The sequence below is a fragment of the Sphaerisporangium fuscum genome (assembly GCF_018531465.1).
Classification (GTDB): Bacteria; Actinomycetota; Actinomycetes; order Streptosporangiales; family Streptosporangiaceae; genus Sphaerisporangium; species Sphaerisporangium fuscum.
The window spans coordinates 268,474-287,352 of the sequence record NZ_JAHDTF010000005.1 but is presented as its reverse complement, the minus strand read 5'-3'; the positions used below and the strand labels follow the sequence as shown (position 1 = coordinate 287,352).

The 18,879-nt window shown below is 69.7% G+C and carries 21 protein-coding genes and 1 pseudogene; 9 read left to right on the top strand and 13 right to left on the bottom strand.

The annotated features are described in order from the left end of the window. Positions 1-16: 16 nt before the first annotated feature. Complete coding sequence (locus KIK05_RS08725) at positions 17-670, bottom strand: TetR/AcrR family transcriptional regulator (RefSeq protein ID WP_214410066.1); 654 nt, start codon at positions 668-670, stop codon at positions 17-19. 72 nt (positions 671-742) lie between these two features. Here KIK05_RS08725 and KIK05_RS08720 point away from each other — a divergent pair, with 72 nt between their 5' ends. Together KIK05_RS08720 and KIK05_RS08715 are read left to right on the top strand one after the other, a co-directional pair. Continuing rightward, positions 743-2,794, top strand: coding sequence for a HelD family protein (locus KIK05_RS08720; RefSeq protein WP_214410065.1), 2,052 nt, complete (start codon positions 743-745; stop codon positions 2,792-2,794). A gap of 181 nt (positions 2,795-2,975) precedes the next feature. Next, positions 2,976-4,181, top strand: coding sequence for a serine hydrolase domain-containing protein (locus tag KIK05_RS08715; RefSeq protein WP_214410064.1), 1,206 nt, complete (start codon positions 2,976-2,978; stop codon positions 4,179-4,181). A 359-nt stretch (positions 4,182-4,540) separates the two neighbouring features. On the opposite strand, the gene KIK05_RS08710 is transcribed toward KIK05_RS08715, so the two are convergent. Both KIK05_RS08710 and KIK05_RS08705 read right to left on the bottom strand, forming a co-directional pair. Beyond that, complete coding sequence (locus KIK05_RS08710) at positions 4,541-5,575, bottom strand: HesA/MoeB/ThiF family protein (RefSeq protein ID WP_214410063.1); 1,035 nt, start codon at positions 5,573-5,575, stop codon at positions 4,541-4,543. Between the two features lie 426 nt (positions 5,576-6,001). Next, on the bottom strand, positions 6,002-6,403 hold the full coding sequence (locus KIK05_RS08705; RefSeq protein ID WP_214410062.1) for an ATP-binding protein: 402 nt from the start codon (positions 6,401-6,403) through the stop codon (positions 6,002-6,004). A gap of 928 nt (positions 6,404-7,331) precedes the next feature. Between KIK05_RS08705 and KIK05_RS46685 the strand changes: the two are divergent. Both KIK05_RS46685 and KIK05_RS08690 read left to right on the top strand, forming a co-directional pair. Next, positions 7,332-8,150, top strand: a pseudogene (locus KIK05_RS46685) (helix-turn-helix domain-containing protein). Then, positions 8,141-8,353 (top strand): DUF397 domain-containing protein, encoded by a 213-nt coding sequence (locus tag KIK05_RS08690; protein WP_214410059.1) that lies wholly within the window; start codon positions 8,141-8,143, stop codon positions 8,351-8,353. Before KIK05_RS46685 ends, KIK05_RS08690 begins: the two are co-directional and overlap by 10 nt. Before the next feature lie 181 nt (positions 8,354-8,534). On the opposite strand, the gene KIK05_RS08685 is transcribed toward KIK05_RS08690, so the two are convergent. Then, the gene (locus tag KIK05_RS08685; protein WP_214410058.1) at positions 8,535-9,104 is read right to left on the bottom strand and encodes a nitroreductase family protein; all 570 of its coding nucleotides are present in this window, start codon (positions 9,102-9,104) and stop codon (positions 8,535-8,537) included. 175 nt (positions 9,105-9,279) lie between these two features. Between KIK05_RS08685 and KIK05_RS08680 the strand changes: the two genes are divergently transcribed. After that, positions 9,280-10,374 (top strand): serine hydrolase domain-containing protein, encoded by a 1,095-nt coding sequence (locus KIK05_RS08680; RefSeq protein ID WP_214410057.1) that lies wholly within the window; start codon positions 9,280-9,282, stop codon positions 10,372-10,374. Here the strand turns inward: KIK05_RS08680 and KIK05_RS08675 are convergent. After that, positions 10,352-10,678, bottom strand: a complete 327-nt coding sequence (locus KIK05_RS08675; protein ID WP_214410056.1) for a hypothetical protein — start codon at positions 10,676-10,678, stop codon at positions 10,352-10,354. The two genes, KIK05_RS08680 and KIK05_RS08675, sit on opposite strands and share 23 nt — an antisense overlap. A 64-nt stretch (positions 10,679-10,742) precedes the next feature. Between KIK05_RS08675 and KIK05_RS08670 the strand changes: the two genes are divergently transcribed. Beyond that, on the top strand, positions 10,743-11,219 hold the full coding sequence (locus KIK05_RS08670; protein ID WP_214410055.1) for a DUF2975 domain-containing protein: 477 nt from the start codon (positions 10,743-10,745) through the stop codon (positions 11,217-11,219). Continuing rightward, entirely contained in the window at positions 11,219-11,440 is a 222-nt protein-coding gene (locus KIK05_RS08665; RefSeq protein ID WP_214410054.1) for a helix-turn-helix domain-containing protein, read from the top strand. Before KIK05_RS08670 ends, KIK05_RS08665 begins: the two co-directional genes overlap by 1 nt. A gap of 64 nt (positions 11,441-11,504) precedes the next feature. Here the strand turns inward: KIK05_RS08665 and KIK05_RS08660 are convergent, their stop codons facing one another. The 4 genes from KIK05_RS08660 to KIK05_RS08645 all read right to left on the bottom strand — a co-directional run bounded on the left by KIK05_RS08660 (position 11,505) and on the right by KIK05_RS08645 (position 14,083). Continuing rightward, entirely contained in the window at positions 11,505-11,933 is a 429-nt protein-coding gene (locus KIK05_RS08660; protein ID WP_214410053.1) for a PIN-like domain-containing protein, read from the bottom strand. A 15-nt stretch (positions 11,934-11,948) separates the two neighbouring features. Next, entirely contained in the window at positions 11,949-12,629 is a 681-nt protein-coding gene (locus KIK05_RS08655) for a DUF433 domain-containing protein (RefSeq protein WP_214410052.1), read from the bottom strand. Between the two features lie 239 nt (positions 12,630-12,868). Next, positions 12,869-13,153 (bottom strand): hypothetical protein, encoded by a 285-nt coding sequence (locus tag KIK05_RS08650; protein ID WP_214410051.1) that lies wholly within the window; start codon positions 13,151-13,153, stop codon positions 12,869-12,871. Between the two features lie 168 nt (positions 13,154-13,321). Beyond that, a complete protein-coding gene (locus tag KIK05_RS08645) occupies positions 13,322-14,083 on the bottom strand; it encodes an alpha/beta fold hydrolase (RefSeq protein WP_214410050.1) in 762 nt (253 codons plus the stop codon). Between the two features lie 136 nt (positions 14,084-14,219). Here KIK05_RS08645 and KIK05_RS08640 point away from each other — a divergent pair, with 136 nt between their 5' ends. Then, complete coding sequence (locus tag KIK05_RS08640) at positions 14,220-14,711, top strand: DUF6653 family protein (RefSeq protein ID WP_214410049.1); 492 nt, start codon at positions 14,220-14,222, stop codon at positions 14,709-14,711. Between the two features lie 53 nt (positions 14,712-14,764). Here KIK05_RS08640 and KIK05_RS08635 read toward each other — a convergent pair whose 3' ends face one another. The 4 genes from KIK05_RS08635 to KIK05_RS08620 form a co-directional block, all read right to left on the bottom strand. After that, positions 14,765-15,187, bottom strand: coding sequence for a YjdF family protein (locus tag KIK05_RS08635; protein WP_214410048.1), 423 nt, complete (start codon positions 15,185-15,187; stop codon positions 14,765-14,767). 167 nt (positions 15,188-15,354) lie between these two features. After that, the gene (locus KIK05_RS08630) at positions 15,355-16,389 is read right to left on the bottom strand and encodes a cobalamin B12-binding domain-containing protein (RefSeq protein WP_214410047.1); all 1,035 of its coding nucleotides are present in this window, start codon (positions 16,387-16,389) and stop codon (positions 15,355-15,357) included. After that, complete coding sequence (locus KIK05_RS08625; protein WP_214410046.1) at positions 16,386-17,831, bottom strand: PP2C family protein-serine/threonine phosphatase; 1,446 nt, start codon at positions 17,829-17,831, stop codon at positions 16,386-16,388. The genes KIK05_RS08630 and KIK05_RS08625 overlap by 4 nt, the downstream gene beginning before the upstream one ends. Positions 17,832-17,913: 82 nt before the next feature. Continuing rightward, the gene (locus KIK05_RS08620) at positions 17,914-18,501 is read right to left on the bottom strand and encodes a TetR family transcriptional regulator (protein ID WP_214410045.1); all 588 of its coding nucleotides are present in this window, start codon (positions 18,499-18,501) and stop codon (positions 17,914-17,916) included. 112 nt (positions 18,502-18,613) lie between these two features. Here KIK05_RS08620 and KIK05_RS08615 point away from each other — a divergent pair, with 112 nt between their 5' ends. Continuing rightward, positions 18,614-18,862 (top strand): putative antibiotic biosynthesis monooxygenase, encoded by a 249-nt coding sequence (locus KIK05_RS08615; protein ID WP_214410044.1) that lies wholly within the window; start codon positions 18,614-18,616, stop codon positions 18,860-18,862. Positions 18,863-18,879 lie beyond the last annotated feature (17 nt).

The following is an 18,879-nucleotide window of genomic DNA, read 5'->3' as shown; positions in this document are numbered from 1 at the left end:
CTGCGGTCCCGGCGGTTCACCCGGCCTCTCGGCGGCCGGTCGGCGGGCCGCCGTCACCGGAGCCGGCGACGCCGTGTCGTAGCAGGGCGAAGGCCCGGTCGGCGGCGGCGACCGCCGCCGGGTGGAGATCGGCGATCGGCGTGCCCGCGGCCAGCTCCGACCAGTTCCTCCGCGCCAGCACGCGCTGCACCGCGATCACCTCGCCTGCCAGCAGGGCCGCCGGGAGAGCGTCCATGGTCTCCGCGAGCGCCTCGGCCAGCGCCTCTTCGTCGGCCGCCATGTGCTGGAACAGCCGGGCCGCCAGGCTCGGTGTGGAGAACACCATGCGGTGGTAGCCGAGCACCTCTTCGTGGTCGTTCAGGCCGGTGACCGGGTCGCGCCGCTCCAGCCCGGTCAGGAAGTGGCGGTGCAGCGCCGCCAGGGGATCCTCGCCTGGATCCCGCTGCCGTACGACGCGTGCCGCCTCGCCGAGATGGTCGGCGATCCGGTGCAGGACCAGGTCTTCCTTGCTGGCGAAGTACTTGAACAGGGTGGGTTTGGACACCTCGGCCGCCGCCGCCACCTCGGCGACGGAGACCTCGTCGAAGCCCCGTTCGAGGAACAGCGAGATCGCGGCCGAGGAGATCGCCTCGTGGGTCCGCTGCTTCTTGAGAGTCCGGAGTCCTGTCATGCGGTCACCCTAGCAACCCTGTTAACCTGGTCAAAAAGTTGACCGAGTTAAGAGAGCGGAGTGGGTGCGGACATGACGGGACTGGAGGAGGAGCGGGCGTACGTCGAGCGGTGCCGGACGGGTCTGCGCCGCATGCTCGACGGCGCCCGGCTGAACGTCATCGTGGGGGAGCAGGTGGCGGGCGACCGGTACAGCGCGGAGCGGCTCGGACGCCACCTCAAGAGCCTCGCCAAGGAGCTGGGCGAACTCCCCGACGGCCCGCCGTTCTTCGGCCGGCTCGACTTCGGCAGGGGCGCCGACGCCGGCGACCACGGAGGTCAGCGCTACTACATCGGCCGGCGGCACATCTCCGGCGACTCCGGCGAACCGCCCGTGGTGATCGACTGGCGCGCCCCCGTCTCCCGGATCTTCTACCAGGCCGGTGCCGCCGACCCGCAGGGCGTGTCCGTGCGCCGCCGCTTCGGCTGGGCCGGCACCACGCTCACCGGTTTCGAGGACGAACGGCTGGAGCTGGGCGAGGACCTCGGCTCCGCCAGCCGCATCATGGCGGCCGAGATCGAGCGTCCCCGCGTCGGCCCCATGCGTGACATCGTCGCCACCATCCAGCCCGAGCAGGACCGGCTCGTACGCGCCGGGCTGGAGGAGTCGATCTGCGTGCAGGGCGCGCCGGGCACCGGCAAGACGGCCGTCGGCCTGCACCGGGCGGCGTACCTCCTGTACGCCCACCGCGACCGGCTGCAGCGGGCGGGAGTCCTGGTCCTCGGCCCGAACCGCGCGTTCCTCGGGTACATCTCGGCCGTGCTCCCCGCGCTCGGCGAGGTCGACGTCGAGCAGACCACCGTGGACGAACTGCTCGCTCGCGCACCGCTCGCCACGACCGGGAAGCGGGCCGGCGACGGCGCAGTCGTGAGGCTCGCCGCGGACACCGGCACCGCGGCCGCGATCAAGCACGACGCGCGCATGGCGGTCGTCCTCCGCCGGGCGCTGTACGAGCGCGTCCGCAAGCCCACCCGGCCGATCAGCGTCCCCGACGGCTCCTACCGCTGGCGCGTCCCGGAGGAGGACCTGCGCCGCATCGTGGACGACACCCGCCGCGAGGCCCTGCCGTACGCCGTCGGGCGCGAACGCGTGATCTCGCGCACTGTGGAGGCGCTGCGGCGGCACGCCGAAGCGCGCGGCGCCACGCCGAACGCCGTCTGGACCCGCAAGATGGGCAGGGCGGTCACGCCGTTCGTGGACGAGGTGTGGCCGGCGGCGCGCCCCGAGGAGGTGGTGGCCGGCCTGCTCGGCGACCCGGCCGTGCTCGCCAGGGCCGCCGCCGGGGTCCTCACCGAGGAGGAGCAGGCGGCGATCCTGTGGACGAGGCCGCCGCGTAGCTATCGGAGCGCCAAGTGGTCGGCGGCCGACCTGGTGCTGATCGACGAGGTGGCGGGCCTGCTGGAGCGCCCGGCGCGCTACGGTCACGTGATCGTCGACGAGGCGCAGGACCTGTCGCCCATGCAGTGCCGCGCCGTCGCCCGCAGGAGCGCCCATGGCTCGATCACCGTGCTCGGTGACCTCGCCCAGGGCACGACACCGTGGGCCGCCCGCGACTGGCGCGAGCACCTGGCGCACCTCGGCAAGCCGGAGGGGCAGGTCGTCGCGCTGACCACAGGCTTCCGCGTCCCCGCCGCCGTGGTCGAGCTGGCCAACCGCCTCCTTCCCGCGCTCGACGTGGAGGTCCCCCTGACGCGTTCGTTCCGCGCCGACGGCAGGCTCCGCGTCCGGCAGGTGCCCGATCCGCAGGCCGCCGTCGTCGCCGCGGTACGGGAGGCCCTGGAGTACGAGGGTTCGATCGCCGTCATCGCCGCCGACACCCACACCGACGACCTGACCACCGCCCTGGAGAAGGAGGGCGTCCCCGTCACCGGCCCCGCCACGCTCGGCGCCGCCACCCGGGTGGCCATCGTCCCCGCCACCCTCGCCAAAGGCCTGGAGTTCGACCACGTCATCGTCGCCGAGCCCGCCGCCATCGCCGAGGCCGAACCCCGCGGCCTCAACCGCCTCTACGTCGCCCTCACCCGCGCCGTCTCCCGCCTCGACATCCTCCACACCCACCCCCTGCCGTTCCCGCCCGCCCGTTGACCATCGAAGCCGCCGATACGCACGGGTCCGGGCCTCGTCCTTCCGGGGGAGTGGCGCGAGGCCGTCGGCCGCCGGATCCCTCCGCCGGGTGAGTCGGAAGACCGCTCGCACAGGCGATCCGCCGCGAGGGCGGCCGAAGCAACGATGGGATCACCGACGAAGATCCCATCGAGGAGCAGATATGTACAAGCCGGTCGTGACCCTCGCCCTGGCCGCCACCGTGGTGGCGGGGTCCCTCTCTCCCGCACTGGCGGCGTCCGCCACGCCGGCGCCGAGGCCCGTGTGCTCGGCGGCCACGAGCGCCGTCGGCGCGACCTCGCTCCCTCCGCTGAACGCCGAGGCGATGTGCGCCTCCATCGCCGGTCTCCCGAACGCGCAGACGACCGGCGCCCTCGTCCAGGTGCGCGGCACCGCCGGTTCCTGGACCGGCAAGTCGGGTGTCGGCGACCTGAAGACCGGGCGGCCGGTGCCGGACGGCGCCAGGTTCCGGATCGGCAGCGTGACCAAGGTCTTCACCGCCACCGTCGTCCTCCAGCTGGTCGCCGAGAAGAAGGTCGACCTGGAGGGCACCGTCCAGGAGTACCTCCCCGGCCTGCTGCCCGCCGCCTTCCCGCCCGTCACGGTCGGGCAGCTCCTCGACCACACCAGTGGCCTGCCCGCCCCGACCTTCCCCGACGACGACAAGTGGATCCTCGACCACCGCTACGACAAGTGGACGCCGGAGCAGTGGATGGCGGGCGTCGCGAAGAACCCGATGGAGTTCACGCCCGGTACCAAGCAGCACTACCTGAACACCAACTACATCCTGCTCGGCATGCTCATCGAGAAGATCACCGGCAGGTCGTACGAGGACGTGGTGCGCGAGCGGGTCGTCCGCCCGCTCGGCCTGAAGCACACCACCCTGCCCGGCGACGGCATCCGCATCCCCGGGCCGCACGCCAAGGGGTACATGGCCGTCAGGGGCGAGGACGGGAAGACCGAACTGGTGGACGTGACGGAGATGAGCCAGAGCATCACCTGGGCCGCCGGTGAGATGATCTCGACCACTGACGACCTGGACCGCTTCATGACCGCCCTCTTCCGGGGCCGCCTCCTCCCTCCCGCCCAACTGGAGAAGATGTTCACCGTCCGGGATGGCGTGGTCATGTACGACGGAGACGACGACCCCGGGAACGACAAGCCGGCCGCCTACACCATGGGCATGACCGTCATGAAGCTCACCGGCGGCGCCACCATCTACGGAAAGACGGGCAGCCGTTACGGCTACAGCACCGGGATGTTCGCCACCCGCGACCTCCAGCGCCGCATCGTCGCCTCGGTCAACTCCACCACCAAGGGCGACTCCGCCCTTCTCCAGACCATCGGCCTGGCCGCCTTCACCTCCTGACGCCGCGCTCCACGGGAGGTGGCCCGGACCTCGATCCGGGCCATCCGGCCTCCGGGAACGGTCGAGCGGGCGAGCCCCGAGGGGCCCGCCCGCCACGGCTTTCAATTACCGATGGAACCGCTGACCGCGGTGGTCTCGGCCCGGTCCAGAAGCCGAATGCTGATCTCTACGACCGGCGCCGGCTCGTCGTCGTACTTCGGCTCTTCCATGTCGTGCCTTTCTGCGGAGGGGAAAGGACGTATTGGATGATCCATGCAATGACAACCCAGGGTCAAGGAACCTGTCATCGCACGTCGAGGGCGGGTCGAGACGTGAACGTTCCCCCACAAGATCTCGACGGTCCGGCCGCCCGCCGGGTGTCAGGACCTCTCGCCCGGCCCGCAGGTGGGGCAGCCGGGGCGCGGTGGGTGGCGTACGTACACGTGGTGCTCGGGCGCGATCAGGTTGACCCCGGTGACGTAGCCGGGGGTCAGGCGCGGCACGCCGGTGAGGAGCGCGATCACCGCGTGCGCGGTGAGCTGGCCCGATATCCCGGCAGTGGTGGCCAGCGCCCCCGGCCCTCCCAGGTCCACGGGTGTGCCGGGCCGCAGACGGGCCTGCTCTGCCGCGCTCAGGCACTCGTAGCAGGTGCCACCGGGCCCGAAGACGCCCACGGTGACCAGAGGCCCGTTGTAGCCGCCGCCCACCCAGGGAATGCCGGCCGCCGCGCACACCTGGTCGGCCCAGATACGGACGCCGTCGGTGCCGCGCGGCTCGTCGGCGCAGAGCGCGAGCACGTCGAAGCCGCCGACCAGCGCGGCCAGGTCGTCCCGCGAGCAGATCCGGCGCCGCTCGCCGGTCACCTCGATCGCCGAGTTCGTCCGCCGGAGCCGGTCCAGCGCGGCCTCGACCTTCGGCCTGCCCACGTCCTCCTCGTCGTACAGCACCTGGCGGCTCAGGTTGGACAACTCCACGACGTCGGGATCGACGCAGTGCAGCGCTCCGACTCCGGCGGCGGCCAGCGCCCAGACCGCGTGCCCTCCCGTGCCGCCCAGACCGAGGACGAGCACCCGCGCGGACTTCAGCCGCAGCTGTGCCTCCCACCCGTGCTCGCCCGGAGTGAGATCGGCCCGCCGGAAGAAGGCGCGGTTGCGGCTGTACCTCTCCACCTCGTCCTCGTGGAGCCCGGGAGGTACGGCGTCGTCGCCGCTTTCGACGTATCCGGACGCCACAAGGGTCTCCACGACGACCTGCGCCTGCCCGCGGGAAATCCCGGGCAGCGAATCGCACAGAATGGCGATGATGTCGTGCGTCTCGCGTGTTCCGTCCATCAGGTCGAGCGCGGCCCACGCCCATCCATTCGGATCACTGATTTCGGCGGCGAGCCCGTAGATCTCGCCTCCGATGCGTATCACCCCGTCGCCATACCGGTGCGGACGGTGTTCCGCCTTCACCCGAGGTAATCGCATGGAGCCGCTTCTCCTTCACGTGACCGACCGAGATGACCAGAATGTGATTACCGCTCAGTTCTATCCGCTCCCGAACCCCCCGAGCCAACCACCCACCCGTTCACGCCGGCCCGAGGCCAACCGTCCGCCTGCTCCAGAAGCCCCCGAGCCAACCACCCACCCGTTCACGCCGGTCCCGGGCCGACTGTCTGGCCGTTTACCTAGGTGGCGGGCCAACCGGATTTCCGGGGGAAGGACGCCGGCCTGAGCCGGCCGGCGTCCTTCCTCCGGCGCTGTGTCTGGTGCTTTCCCTCGGCGCCGGGGCGGCGGGAGGAAGTGCGGCGAAGCCGGCGCCGCCGTACGGCGGGCAACCGGTGGACCTCGCGGTGCTCCCTAGACGCGCCACAGCGCCCAGACCGTCTTCCCCGGCCCGTCAGGAAGCGGCGTGATGCCGTGTTCGTGGGCGAGGGCGGCCACGATGGCCAGGCCTCGGCCGTGTACGGCCTCGATGCCGAGGTCCAGATGACGCGGCTGCTCCGGGCCGTGGTCGGAGACACGGACACACAGCTCACCTCCGCGCTGCCACAGTGACAGCCTCACCGGTGGCTTCCCGTAGGTCATGGCGTTGGCGAGCAGTTCCCCGACAGCGAGAACCACGTCGTCGGCCAGATGATCAGGCAAGGCCCAGGCGGCGAGAATCTCTTTCACCATTCCGCGCGCCTTACCGATCATCGACAGGTCGCCGGGCAGGTCCCAGCAGACGGTACGTAGACCGCCGTCCGGTGTCTCAGGCATCGGTGCTCCATGGGGTGGGGTGGGTGGTGGGACGGTCGGATGGATGACCGGTTGCAGCAGGTCGGCCGGTCGACGCGGGGGCGGGGGCACAATGGGGTCGGCCGGTGTCGCATCGGGCAGGTCGATCGGTCGGTGCGGGGGCGGAGCCGGGGAGGGGCGGTACGGCATGATTTGTTCGGCCGCACTTATCAGTTCGTGTAGCTGGGCGGCGGTGCGCGCCTGGACGAGCAGGGGTTCGGGGACGGGCGACCGGCTCCATCTGGTCCAACTGCCGAGCGGCTGCCCGCTCGGCCCTGTCCCACTGCCGAGCACGGACGTGAGCAGCCGCCGTTCCGCGGCGGTGCCGGCCTCGTGTTCGTGCACTTGAACGCTCCTTTCTCATCACGCCGCCACCTCCTCGATGGGTCGAGTTGGGTCCAGATCGCGATATGTGGTGGCCCACCCGACGGCTGCCGCCGCTCGACCGCCCGGCCACGGCCAACGGCTACCGGCCGGTCAGCGGGTCGCCCTGACCCGCTCGTTGTGCGGGCCCTTGCTCGGTACCGCTGTGGCGGGTCGTCGCCAGGTCAATCCCGTGCCGTCGTTCGGCGGATGGTGACATGTGGGGCTTACCGATTAGCGACAACTCTCTATCGGCCCGGTACGGCGATCATTCGCCTAAAGGCGCATACTGAAGCCTCTTTCTTGGACATATCGCGCATCATTTATCCGGATATATCTGGTGGCTATGTGAGCCGCGCTTGGCTATGAGTGGAGAGATGGATAAGTGATGGGCGCTTGATCTGCGTGTATTCCGCAGCCCTTCACAGGGTGCCTTGGGTCCGATACTTTTTGCATCGCAAATCGGGGCACACTCTGGGGACAGTTCGTGGCGACCTGTGTCATCCCTGTGCCGCTGTAGCATCACTGGTCGGACGGGACGAAGAAGATGGTCTCTTATCAGAAAAAACCGTCAGCGGGCTCGCTGGACCTCTTTGGGGGCGAACTTCGCAGATACCGACGAAGGGCGAATTTGACCCAAGAGCAGTTGGCCAAGGCCGCCCGCTTCAGTCGTAGCCTCCTGGGTTTCATCGAGCGAGGACAGCGAACCCCCAGTCCTGCCTTGGTCCACCGCTGCGACGACGCCCTGGGCGCAGGGGGAGAGCTCGTCAACCTGTGGCACCAATTGATCGGGGAGGTGAGCCCTCACTGGTTTCGCGGGTGGCTCGGTATTGAACGAGAGGCCCATACGCTTCATACCTGGGAACCCCTTGTGGTACCTGGCCTGCTGCAAACGGAGGAGTAAGCAAGAGCGGTTATCCGGGGAGAACCTGGCATTACCGACGAACAGGTGGAGAAGGCGGTCGCCGCCCGGATGGAGCGACAGGGCATATTCTCTCGGGCCAATCCGCCACTTCTGCGCGCGCTGCTAGACGAAGGCGTTCTATACCGCTTGATAGGTAGTAAGGAGATCATGCGACGCCAGATCGCAAGCCTCCTGCAAGCTGTAGATTCGCCCCGCATCGGCATCCAGGTAGTCCCAATGGCGGCAGGGGTGACCACGGGCATCCTTGGCGGCTTCGTGATCGCGCAGCTTCCTGGAAGCCCAGATACGGTGTATATCCAATCCGCTATCCATGGTCATGTCTCGAATCGTCCAGAAGACGTCGAAGCTATCCATGCCCGATACGACAGACTGCGTGCCGAGGCGCAGCCCCAGCATGCATCCATCGAGTTGATCAGAGAGGCGGAGAAGCAGTGGACCTGAACGATGAGCTGAGGACGGCTGCCTGGCGCAAGGCGACCAAGAGTGGGTCGGACCAGGGGAACTGCCTGGAGGTGGCTCCGCTGGCCGGTGGGCGGGTGGGGGTGAGGGATACCGAGGCTCCGGAGAAGGAGCCGTTCGTGTTGAGCGCGAGTGTGTGGAGTGCGTTCATCGACGGCGCCAAGAAGGGCGAGTTCGACTTCTGATCCGCGTCCCCGCGCATTCGGGGGTTCCTCCGCCGGCAGCGGAGGAACCCGCCGTCCCGCGGCGACCGATCCACGAAACCCGCTGCCGGCCTCGGCGGTGGCAGGGCCGGAGGACTTGATCGCGGTGGAGGACTCCGGCCCCGAGGGCGGATCGGGCGTGTTCACCGCAGACCCGTCCTGCTCACCCCTGTAGACGCCTGTGTGGTGGAGACGACACTCCTGCGGTTCGTAGGTCCACGATGCTCCGGCGCTCTCGTGCAGGCGGTGTCGTGTCGCCTCGGGGCGGAACTCCGATGGCCGTCATCGTGAGGATGTGCCAACCGGGCCTGACTCCGAGCGTGTCGTGCAGTCCTTCGAGATCGAAGGCGCGGAACTGCCGGCAGGCCAGGCCCATCGCGTGGGCCTGCACAGTCATGTGGGCCACCGCCTGGCCGAGGTCGTAGTCGGCGAACTCGGAGTAGGTCATGCCGCTGTCGTCGACTTCGCGACGAGCCATGTTGACGACCAGCGCGCTGGCGGCGGGTGCCCATCGGCGTGAGCTCGCGGCGAGGTGTTCGACAAGTTGATCGTGCCCCTCCTCTCCTCGCCGGCGCACATGGAACGACCAGGGCTGAGCGTTCCCGGCAGAGGGGGCCCACCTGGCTGCCTCCAGCACGGTCACGACGTCCGCGTCGGACAGCTGGTGGTTCGGATCGAAGCGCAGGGGACTGAAACGCCCCTGTAGCGCCGATGTGAGCTGCGGGGTGTTCATACCTGACGCCGGTGGACCGGTCCGAGCGCCTCCGTCAAGATCACCATGAGCGCGGAACACGGGCTGTTGGCGAAGGGGCTCAGGATGTGACGACACAACCGCCACAATAGCCACGCCGGTACTACCCATACCCCGTAGCGGTACTATTGTGGCTTCCGGCGAAGGGAGAGCGTGGGTGAAGGTCGAAGGGTTCGTCGCGGATGGGTACGAGCCGGTACGCGAGGTCTTCCGGAAGCTGGTGGACGAGGGCAGGGAGACCGGGGCGGGCGTGTCGGTGTGGAAGGACGAGCGCGAGGTCGTCCGGCTCGACGCGGGGTGGGCCGATGCGGCGCGGACCCGTCCCTGGCAGGCGGGCACGCTGGTCCAGCCCTACTCGCTCTCGAAGTCGTTCGTCACGCTCGCCGCCCTGGTGGCGGTGCGCGATGGCGCACTGACGCTGGACGAGCCGATCGCCCGCCACTGGCCCGCGTACGGTCTCAACGGCAAGGAGGCGACCACGCTGCGGCAGGTGCTCACCCACCGGGCCGGCCAGCCCCGCTTCCCGGTCGCGGCGGCGGAGGTGGACCTGCTGGACGACGCCGCGCTGCGCGAGAGCCTGGTGGCGGCGGCTCCGGAGTACCCACCCGGCAGCTCGCTCGGCGAGCACGCGCTGACCTACGGCCACCTCGTCGACGGCATCCTGCGCGCGGCGGCCGGCACCACGTTGCACGAGGTGTACGACGGGGTGGTGCGCCCCGCGCTGGGCCTGGACGCCTGGTTCGGAGTGCCGGACGACGAGCTGGGCCGCGTCGCCGACCTGGAGTACGCCGATCCGGCTTGGCCGCGCCTGCTGCACGCGGCCCCGTGGCTGCAGATCCCTGGCGGCGTGCTCGACGTCGAGCGGGCCAACTCCCGGGCCTGGCGGCAGTCGGTCTTCGGCGCGGTCAACCTGCACGCCACCGCCACCGCCATGGCCCGCTTCTTCGCGGAGCTCACCGCCGAGGACGGTCCCGTACGCCGGCTGCTCGGGCCGGAGCTGCACGCTGAGCTGCTGGAGCCGCAGGTCACGGACTTCGATGAGGTCTTCGGCACCCGGATCACGTGGACGCTGGGCTTCGTCCGCGACCATGGCAAGATCGCCAAGGGCGGCATCGGCGGCTCCGCCGCCTGGTGGTCGCGCCGGCATCGCCACGGCGCCGCGTACCTGACCCGCCGCCTGGGCGACCACTCCCGCGCGGCCGAGATCGCGGCGGCTCTGGGCGACGACCTCACCGTGGTGGGCGAGGACTGACCGCGTCGGGTCTCTGTTTGCGTGCGGGCATCCGGAGGAGGCCCTGGGCGACGGCGACGGCGGCGGCGCCGGGGCCGGGGGTCAGGAAGTGTTCGGGGGAGAGTGTCGCGGGAGGGGTGAGCAGCAGTCGTACCGAGCCGGCCAGCAGGACCAGCCATCCCACGATCATGACGAGCTGGCGGAGCAGGCTCGACGTCTGCCGGAGCAGGCCGGTCGTCGCCCTGACCACCGTGGAGGCGTCCTCCAGCCCCTGCGCTGCTTGCGGCCAGGGCGGCCCGCCCCTCCGGGTCAGCTCTTGCTTCACCTATCGAAATTCGATAGATTTCCATCGCAAATCGATGGAAGGGTGGGCCATGGGGAAGCTGACAGTGCGCGCGCTGCGCGCCGTGCTCGTGGTGATGCTCGTCGGCACCGTGTCCGTACAGGCATTGATGGTGTGGACGTTGATCAGCGGAAACGACCCGGAGGACGGGTCGCTCCCGCTGACCTCGCTGCGCGTGATCACGATCCTGGGTATCGGGACGATCCAGGTCATCGGGGTCTGCGTGTGGCGGCTGGTGACGATGGTGCGACGCGGAACCGTGTTCTCCCACGCCGCCTTCCGGTACGTGGATGTCATCATTGGCGCCATCGTGGCGGCTGCGCTCGTGTGGTTCGCGGTCACGGCCCTCAATGCGCCGGGCCAGCGGGACGACCCGGGCGTCACCGTCATCATGGGCGGGATCGGCGTGGCCATCCTGGGGGTCGCGCTCATCGTGCTCGTGCTGCGGATGCTGCTCGCCCAGGCCGTCGCGCGCGACGCCGAAGCGGCGCAGATGCAGGCCGAGCTGGACGAGGTGATCTGATGCCGATCGCCGTCGACATCGACGTGATGCTGGCCAAACGGAAGATGTCCGTGGGCGAACTCGCGGACCGCGTAGGGATCACGCCCGCCAACCTGGCGGTACTCAAGAACGGCCGCGCCAAGGCCGTGCGCTTCACGACTCTCGCCGCCCTCTGTGAGGTGCTCGAGTGCCAGCCAGGCGACCTGCTGCGCTGGGAGGCCGAGGACGCCACGGGCGGATGACGCGCCCCTTCCGCCGCGGAAGGGTGGGGGTTCGTCGTTGGGTGGGCAGCACCAGGGCTCCGTCCTAGCGCCGATCTCCATGTATGCACATCTCACTGAGCCTCGACTCATTGATCGCCATGAACCACGGTCCCGGGCCGTGTTCCTTGATCTCGCGCTCGATGTCGTCCCATCGGCGGGTGAGCAGGCACATCGTGTCCCAGTTGGACAGATCTCTCTTGCCGGCGATCCAGAAGACTCGCGCTTTGTGCTCGGCGTAGAGCATCGCCTTGGCGTGCTTGGTACGGATGCGCTTGTCTCGTGTGATGACGACGAGATCTCTGGCGGCGACCTTGGGGATCCACTCGTCGTCCAAAGTGCCGAGCGGTACCTCTGGGATCAGCGGATGGCTGGTGTGGATGACGTCCCGGCGTAGGAGAGCAAGCGCGCGGCCGACGCCGAGGGAGGTCTCGTCGACGAAGAAGCGCAGACCTCGCGGATCTATGGGGGGCATGGTGGTCCGGGTAGGTCAGGCGCTGCGGAGCTTCTCGAACAAAACTGCTTGCCGCACCTGTTCCAGCGGCAGCTCGTAGAGATCTGCGATCAATTCCTCGGAGTCGCCCGCCCGAACCTGCTCGGCGATCACTTCGGTGGGCACCGACCGGACCGCGGGCTCGCCGAAGGCGCGCAGTGGGTCGATCTTGACCTCCGGAGTTCTGAGGTCGGGAAGCATGCGCACCACGGTGTCGTCGTCGAACTCCACGGCATTGACGAAGATCTCGACGGCTTCGGCCATGACCAACTGCCCGTTGCGTGGTATGACGAGAAGAAGCTCCGCCTGCAGGCGCACCTGCTCCTGCACCCGCCACACAAGCTCTTTGCCGTGTGGTGTCACGAAATTGGCCAGGTGTGCGAGGGGATACCGGGCGCCGGTCTCGGCTCTGAGCTTGGTGATGGCCGGCCGCATGTTGATCATGGGGACGCCTGCGTTGCGGTACTCGGCGAGCAGCCGGGCTTCCACGAATTCGCCCCATGTCGCCATCATGTCGCCTGTGCGGCTTTGCCGGACGACTGGCTCGTAAGTGCGGCCATTACGGGAATATCCGTCGACCCAGCGTCGCGCGGTGCCCAAGGGTAGACCGATCAGCCGGTCGACCTGTGACATCGTGTAGGTCGGCCGTTCCAGGAGATCGACGACGGCGCCGCTCATGCTTCGAATCATCCCATCGACTCACCGGCTGAAACTTTTTCATCGCCGAGGTTCTTGATCAAAGCATGGAGAGGGGCCGCATGTGCCCTCCTGCGATAATGTTAAGTCCGATATAACAATATCGGTCGCATGGGTGGCGAAGTCATTTCCGTTAAAACGGTTATAAACTCCAAGTTCCGTCATCTTGCTCAACAAGTGGCCGGAGCTATCGGCGTGGCAGGCCGGCGGGGTCGTAGGTATCAATGATCCGAAGTCGATCGTCCTTTGCGTGCGGGCATCCGGAGCAGGCCCTGGGCGACGGCGGCGGCGCCGGCGCCGGGGGTCAGGAAGTGTTCGGGGGAGAGTGTCGCGGTAGGGGTGAGCAGCAGTCGTACCGAGCCGGCCAGCAGGACCAGCCATCCCACGATCATGACGAGCTGGCGGAGCAGGCTCGACGTCTGCCGGAGCAGGCCGGTCGTGGCCCTGACCACCGTGGAGGCGTCCTCCAGCCCCCGGACCAGCCTGCGCTGTCTCGACCTCGCCACGCGACCCACCTCCCAGCAAAAGGATCTGAGATCCCTCGGGCGGGCTCGCTAGCGCAAGCAATATCAACATCTCGGACGTGTTCGCAACGGACTCCACGCACCCTCGGCCGATTCTTCGAATATGCGTTCGAGATGTGCCGCTCCCTTTGCCGTTCCGGGCGGGACCGGTCACCCGCCCGTCAGGAAGGCCAGGGCGTCGGGTGCGAAGCGCTTGTCGGTGAACGTGGCGCTGTGAGTGCGGCCCGGGTAGATGACGAGCCGGGCGTCCGGGATGCCTGCCACCGTCTGCCGGGCCAGCTCCAGCGGGTAGACGACGTCCCTGTCGCCCTGGATCAGCAGGGTGGCCGCCGTGATGTCGCCCAGCCGTCCGCGCAGGTCGAAGCCGTCCTCGGCGTTGAGCACGGTCACGGCATCACTGTGATCTTGCCGGCCGGCGTCCGACAGCCACAGCAGGCCTTTGAGCAGTGTCCGGCCGATCCTCGATTCCGTGACGACCTCGGCCAGGGCCGGGCTGGGGTGCCTGCCCTGGCGTGCCCGTTCGATGTACGCGCGCTGGGCGCGCCTGCCCACGGGGCCGAGGGTGCAGGCGGCCCCGGCCAGGACGAGACGGTCCACCAGGTCGGGATGGTCGGCGGCGAGTTGCAGGGCGATCGATCCGCCGGTGGAGATGGCCAGCACGGCCACCGGGTGCTCGAAGGTGGTCCTGATCGCGTCGGCGTAGACGGCGGCGAGGTCGGCCATCGTCGTCGTCGGCGGCAGGCCGGGCGGGCGGTTGACGACGTGGACGCTGAAGTGTCCGGTGAACGGTCGTACCAGCCGCATGGTGGACCAGCGGGCCACCCCCGTCGGGTTGGCCGCCTGTGGGGTGTAGAGCAGGACGACCAGGGGCGGTCCCTCGCCGGCGGACAGGTGGGGCAGGTCGTTCAGCATGAGGTGATCCCTTCGGTGGCCGCGTCGAGGAGGCGGGCCGGTGATTCGTTCCCGCTCTTCCTGCGGGGGCGCCGAAGGCATACTATCTCCATATGAACAGATTGGATTTTTGTTCACAGCGTGGAAGGTGCCGGGCATGAAGTCCTTCGCCGCGGTCGCCCAGGCCTTCCGCATGACCGACGAGGCCTGGAAGCGGCACGCCAACCCCTGGAGCGTCTACACGCGCTTCGCCGCGATCCCCGGCATGATCGTCGCCATCTGGAGCCGGACCTGGATCGGCTGGTGGTCACTGGTCCCCGTCGCCGCGGTGGTCGTCTGGCTGTGGCTCAATCCTCACGTCTTCCGCCCGGTCGACGAGCCCCGCGACTGGGCGGCCAAGGGCATCTACGGCGAGAAGCTGTGGCTGCTCCAGCGGGCCCAGGTGCCCCACGAGTACGGGGCCTTCCTGCGGTGGCTGATCCCCGTCGGGCTCGCCGGGTTCGCCCTGCTGGCATGGGGGCTGGTCGCCCTCATGGTCTGGCCGACCGTCTTCGGCGCGACACTCGTCGTGCTCGCGCAGCTGTGGCGGATCGACCGGCTCGGCCTGCTGTACGAACACCGGCAGAGGTGTGCTCAGGAAACCCCGTAGCCCGCCGAGGGAAACCCCGTAGCCTGTCGAGGGACCGCCCTGGCCCGTCGAGCTCAGCGGTCGCGGCGGCGTTCGAGGCGCTTGCGGCGGGCGACCTCGCGTTTGTGCTCCGCCAGCGCCTTCCTGCGCTCCTTGCGGCCGGTCGCGGCCTCCTTCTTGTGGGTCTCGAACTCCAGCCGCAGGGCCTCCTGCGACGCCGTGCCACGCCGGGACACCTGGGCCGCCGCGCGGGCGGCCAGCTTGGCGGCGCGTTTGGGGTTGATCCTGCGCTCGGCCGGGGCGTCCACGCTCACGGCGGGGGCGGCCGCGGCGCGTTCGAGCAAGGCGACGCCGTGCCGCATCAGGAACTCGTACAGCTCGGGATCGGTGGGCTCGGGCCCGAAGGCGAACCGCGTCGCGCGCAGCTCGCCGCCCTCATGAAGCTCCAGGACACCGACCCAGAACGAGCCGTCGAAGTACACCGACAAAGACACCATGACGCCCTCCCAGAGGCATGCCGACCGGCGGCTTGGCGAAGCCGCTTTCCGGCACACCGGACATCCCTGGAAGGGCGGATACAGGACCACCGGCCCGCCGAGCGTGCCGGTGGCCGCCCGGGCTACCGACCGGGCCGCGTTTTCGTGTGCCCCAGCAGCCTACGCCCTCAGCGGTGGGCGGCCTGAACACCCGCGGTCAGCAGGGTGCGGGCCCGGGGGAGGTCGGGCAGGGCGTCGTGGAGGAGACGCAGGCCCAGGGCCACCGAGTCGGCCGGGACGTGGCGGGCCGCAAGAATGTCGCAGGTCCAGTGGACGAAGTCCGTGAACAGCGCGGTGTCGTCCACATACAGCGCGGCCGCGAGGAAATCGACGATGTGCCCCAGGTCGTCGGCCGTGGATTCCAGCTGCTGTGGGCTGTAGGAGGCCATGGGCGGGTAGGCGTCGGCCAGCGCCCCCATCGTGCCGACGGTGAGATCGGCGCGGCGCCGCAGCAGGTGGGAGTACTCCTCGCAGGCCACATGGGAGACGGGGTGCGGCGAGGCCGGGAAGGACGGCAGCAGTCCGGCCTGGAGGTGGTCGGCGGCGGCGTCCGCGGTGGGCGCCCAACCGTCGGCGCCGAGCAGCCGGGCGTACCGGCCGTCCGGTCCGAATCCCGCCCCGCCCGCCAGCACCGGTGTCCCGGCGCTCTGGCAGGCGATGATCGTGGCGTGCGCGCGGGGCAGCCGTGTGGGCAGCGCGCAGCCGAGCGCCACGGCGTCCGGTCCCGTCTGGTGCAGGTGGGTGACCAGATGCGAACCGGGGACGCTGGCGCCGAGGAAGTCCACCTGCCAGCCGCGCAGCCGCAGCACCTCGGCGAGCAGACGGGTGGGCAGCTGGTGGTACTCGCCGTCGGCGCAGGCGACCGTGACCCGCCCGTGCCGTGGGGTGGTGCGCGCCCTGGAGGCGATGGCGGCGACCACGCGCTCGCTGACCGCCGTCGCCCCGTGCTCCCGGGCCACCGACCACTCGTTGGCCGCCCACAGTTCGCCCACGCGATGCTGGGCGGGCGCGACGAGTTCCAGCAGGAGGCGCTCGGCGGGTACGCCGTGGTCCAGCAGTTCCAGTGCCAGGTCGATGGCGCCGTACTCGTCGGCCGCGCCGATGCGCTCCAGGTACCGTTCGACGTCGGCCCTGAGATCGGTGGTGACGGTGGGGTCGCTCATGTCGCCCTTCCGCCACGCGGCCTGGCCTGGATGGCCAGCAGCGCGCGGTCGTCCTGGTCACCGCGGGCGATCCACTCGGTGGTGATCTGTTCGAGCCGCTGCACGACGGCGGCGGCCGGCATCCCGGCGCAGGTGGCCAGGGCGGATCGCAGCCGCTCCAGCTCGTACCGCTCCTCCCGGGTGGGGCCGCCCAGTGCCTCGGTGATGCCGTCGCTGTACAGCAGGCAGAGCTCGCCGGGGGCCAGGCGGACGGTGACGGAGGTGAGGTCGATCCGCGGCAGCGCCCCGAGCATGGTGCCCCGGGCGGTCACCACCTCCACGCGGCCGTCGGCGCGGAGGATCAACGGCTCGGGATGCCCGGCCACGCTCAGGTCCACCTCGACGTGCCCGTCGCCGGGGTCGGGGCGCACAGCGGCCAGCACCAGCGTGGCGTACGAATCGGGCGCGGGCGAGGCCAGCAGGGAGCGGTTGAGCAGCTCGACGAGCCGCTCCGGGTCGTCTTCGAGGAGGAGCAGCGTCCGCATGGAGTGACGGATCTGCCCGGCGAGCACGGCGGCCCGCGCTCCCTTGCCGCACACGTCGCCCAGGATCACCAACGGCGCGTGCCCGGCGGTGTCCGTGCCGCCCCCTCCGGGCAGGTACACGTCGTAGAAGTCGCCGCCGATCAGTCCTGCGTGCTGGGAGGCGTGCAGCGATCCCGCCAGCTCGACCTGGTCGATCTCGGGGAGCCGGGGTGGCAGCAACCCCTCCGTGAGGACGCGGTTGACGGCGCTCTGCTCCTGGTACAGCACGGCGGCGGCGACGGCCGCCCCTGCCCGGGCCGCGAAGACCCGGACCAGGATCTCGGTCTCCTCGTCGAACGGCGGGGCGCCCTGGCCACGGACGAGCAGGAGGGCGCCCGCCGGGCCCTCGTTACCGGGCAGCGGCGTCACGAGCACATGCCCCACCTCCCCGAACCCGTCCGGCAGGACCCAACAGGGGATCCGCCCGGGGTCGAGCCGGCTACTGGGCGCGGTTGGGAACCCGGCCAGGGCGTCGGCGAGGCCGGAGACCTCGGCGGTCGCCGCCGCCGGGATCGTGCCCTCCTCGACGCGGCCGGCCCAGGCGCGTAGCCAGAACGCCGGACGGGGGCCATGGGGCAGCACCACCATGGCGAAGTCGGCGAGCAGTGAGGTCGCGAGTTCGGCCGTCGCCCGTGCGCAGCGGCGTGTGTTGAGCGAGGCCGACAACCGTCGGCCCGCCTCGATCAGGAATTCGGCGTGCCGCCGATCCCAGAAGGGGCCGCCGCGCTCGTACGCCCGGGTGTGGTCGCCCGAGTCCTCGGACGGACCAGGCGAGGCGTACGCCTTGCGCGGGAGATCCTTCTTGCTGTTCTCCTCGTGATCGCCGGTGAGCTGGTGGATGGAGTCCGGTGGGCTCCCGGCTGGTCGTGCTCGTGTCATCACGAGACCTTCCACATTGAGTGGAATCAGCCTACCTGGGCAATTCCTCCGGCTGGTCAGGGAGATGACCTTGGCCGAAGCGTCAGGCGATCAGGGCGCGGACGAGGCGGACCAGGGCTTCGCGGCGGGCGGCGGGGCCGTCACCGGGGACGTCCCTCCTGATCATGCGGGCGAGCTGGGGGGTGGAGAACCACCAGCCGGCCAGGGCGATCACGGCGTACACCAGGTCGGCGGGCGGGATCGCGCCGGTGAGGGTGCCGGCCTGCTGGGCCGCGGCGAGCGCGGCGACCTTCTCGGCGTAATGGGCGCTGCGGGCCGCCTCGGCGGGGACTTCGTCGTCTTCCCGGCTCTGGAGGCCCTCCCAGTGCAGCAGGCGTACCAACTGAGGGTGGGTGCGGTGGTAGTCGAAGACCCGACCGGCGTATTCGCCGAGGTCGGCGGCCTGGCCGGCGTCCAGCGGGACGGCGGCCGCGAGCCGTTCGAGCTCCTGGTGGAGCACGGCGCCGAACAACTGCTGCTTGTTGCCGAAGTACTGGTAGATGCGCTCCTTGTTCACCCCGGCCTTGGCGGCCACACGGTCGACGCGCGCGCCCTGCAACCCGTGTTCGGCGAACTCGTCGACCGCCGCGTCGAGGAGAAGTTGCTTCGTGCGCGCTGTGTCCCATGCCATGACCTCAGCATACGGCAGATTCCAACTAAATGGTTGGAGTTTGGGTGGCATCTGTGCCAAACTCCAACCAGTGAGTTGGAGATTCCGTATCGCTCCGAACGAAGGGACCGTCATGCCCAGCACCCCCGCCCGCCCCCAGTCCGCCCCCGCTCCGTCCGTCCACCACCGGGCGTTCCTGACCTGGGTGGCCGTCTACGCGATGATCATGTCGGTTCAGCTGCTGCTCGGCTCGTCGATCGCCCCGCTGCCGCTCCCCCTGCGGACGCTGATCCTGACGGGCATCGTCGTCCCCACCGTGGTGTACCTGCTGATGCCGGCGCTCTTCCGCGCCCACGCCAAGGTGTGGAGGCGCGGAAGGTGACCACGCCGCCCGAACCG

Bases quoted from the DNA above. Each gene is read 5' to 3' on its own strand.
- KIK05_RS08705 (WP_214410062.1), bottom strand. From the start codon at position 6,403: ATGCCTGAGACACCGGACGGCGGTCTACGTACCGTCTGCTGGGACCTG.
- KIK05_RS08655 (WP_214410052.1), bottom strand. From the start codon at position 12,629: ATGAGCGGCGCCGTCGTCGATCTCCTGGAACGGCCGACCTACACGATG.
- KIK05_RS08645 (WP_214410050.1), bottom strand. From the start codon at position 14,083: ATGCTGAACGACCTGCCCCACCTGTCCGCCGGCGAGGGACCGCCCCTG.
- KIK05_RS08615 (WP_214410044.1), top strand. From the start codon at position 18,614: ATGCCCAGCACCCCCGCCCGCCCCCAGTCCGCCCCCGCTCCGTCCGTC.
- KIK05_RS08665 (WP_214410054.1), top strand. From the start codon at position 11,219: ATGCCGATCGCCGTCGACATCGACGTGATGCTGGCCAAACGGAAGATG.
- KIK05_RS08685 (WP_214410058.1), bottom strand. From the start codon at position 9,104: ATGAACACCCCGCAGCTCACATCGGCGCTACAGGGGCGTTTCAGTCCC.
- KIK05_RS08715 (WP_214410064.1), top strand. From the start codon at position 2,976: ATGTACAAGCCGGTCGTGACCCTCGCCCTGGCCGCCACCGTGGTGGCG.
- KIK05_RS08630 (WP_214410047.1), bottom strand. From the start codon at position 16,389: ATGAGCGACCCCACCGTCACCACCGATCTCAGGGCCGACGTCGAACGG.
- KIK05_RS08660 (WP_214410053.1), bottom strand. From the start codon at position 11,933: ATGCCCCCCATAGATCCGCGAGGTCTGCGCTTCTTCGTCGACGAGACC.
- KIK05_RS08620 (WP_214410045.1), bottom strand. From the start codon at position 18,501: ATGGCATGGGACACAGCGCGCACGAAGCAACTTCTCCTCGACGCGGCG.
- KIK05_RS08625 (WP_214410046.1), bottom strand. From the start codon at position 17,831: ATGACACGAGCACGACCAGCCGGGAGCCCACCGGACTCCATCCACCAG.
- KIK05_RS08720 (WP_214410065.1), top strand. From the start codon at position 743: ATGACGGGACTGGAGGAGGAGCGGGCGTACGTCGAGCGGTGCCGGACG.
- KIK05_RS08725 (WP_214410066.1), bottom strand. From the start codon at position 670: ATGACAGGACTCCGGACTCTCAAGAAGCAGCGGACCCACGAGGCGATC.
- KIK05_RS08640 (WP_214410049.1), top strand. From the start codon at position 14,220: ATGAAGTCCTTCGCCGCGGTCGCCCAGGCCTTCCGCATGACCGACGAG.
- KIK05_RS08635 (WP_214410048.1), bottom strand. From the start codon at position 15,187: ATGGTGTCTTTGTCGGTGTACTTCGACGGCTCGTTCTGGGTCGGTGTC.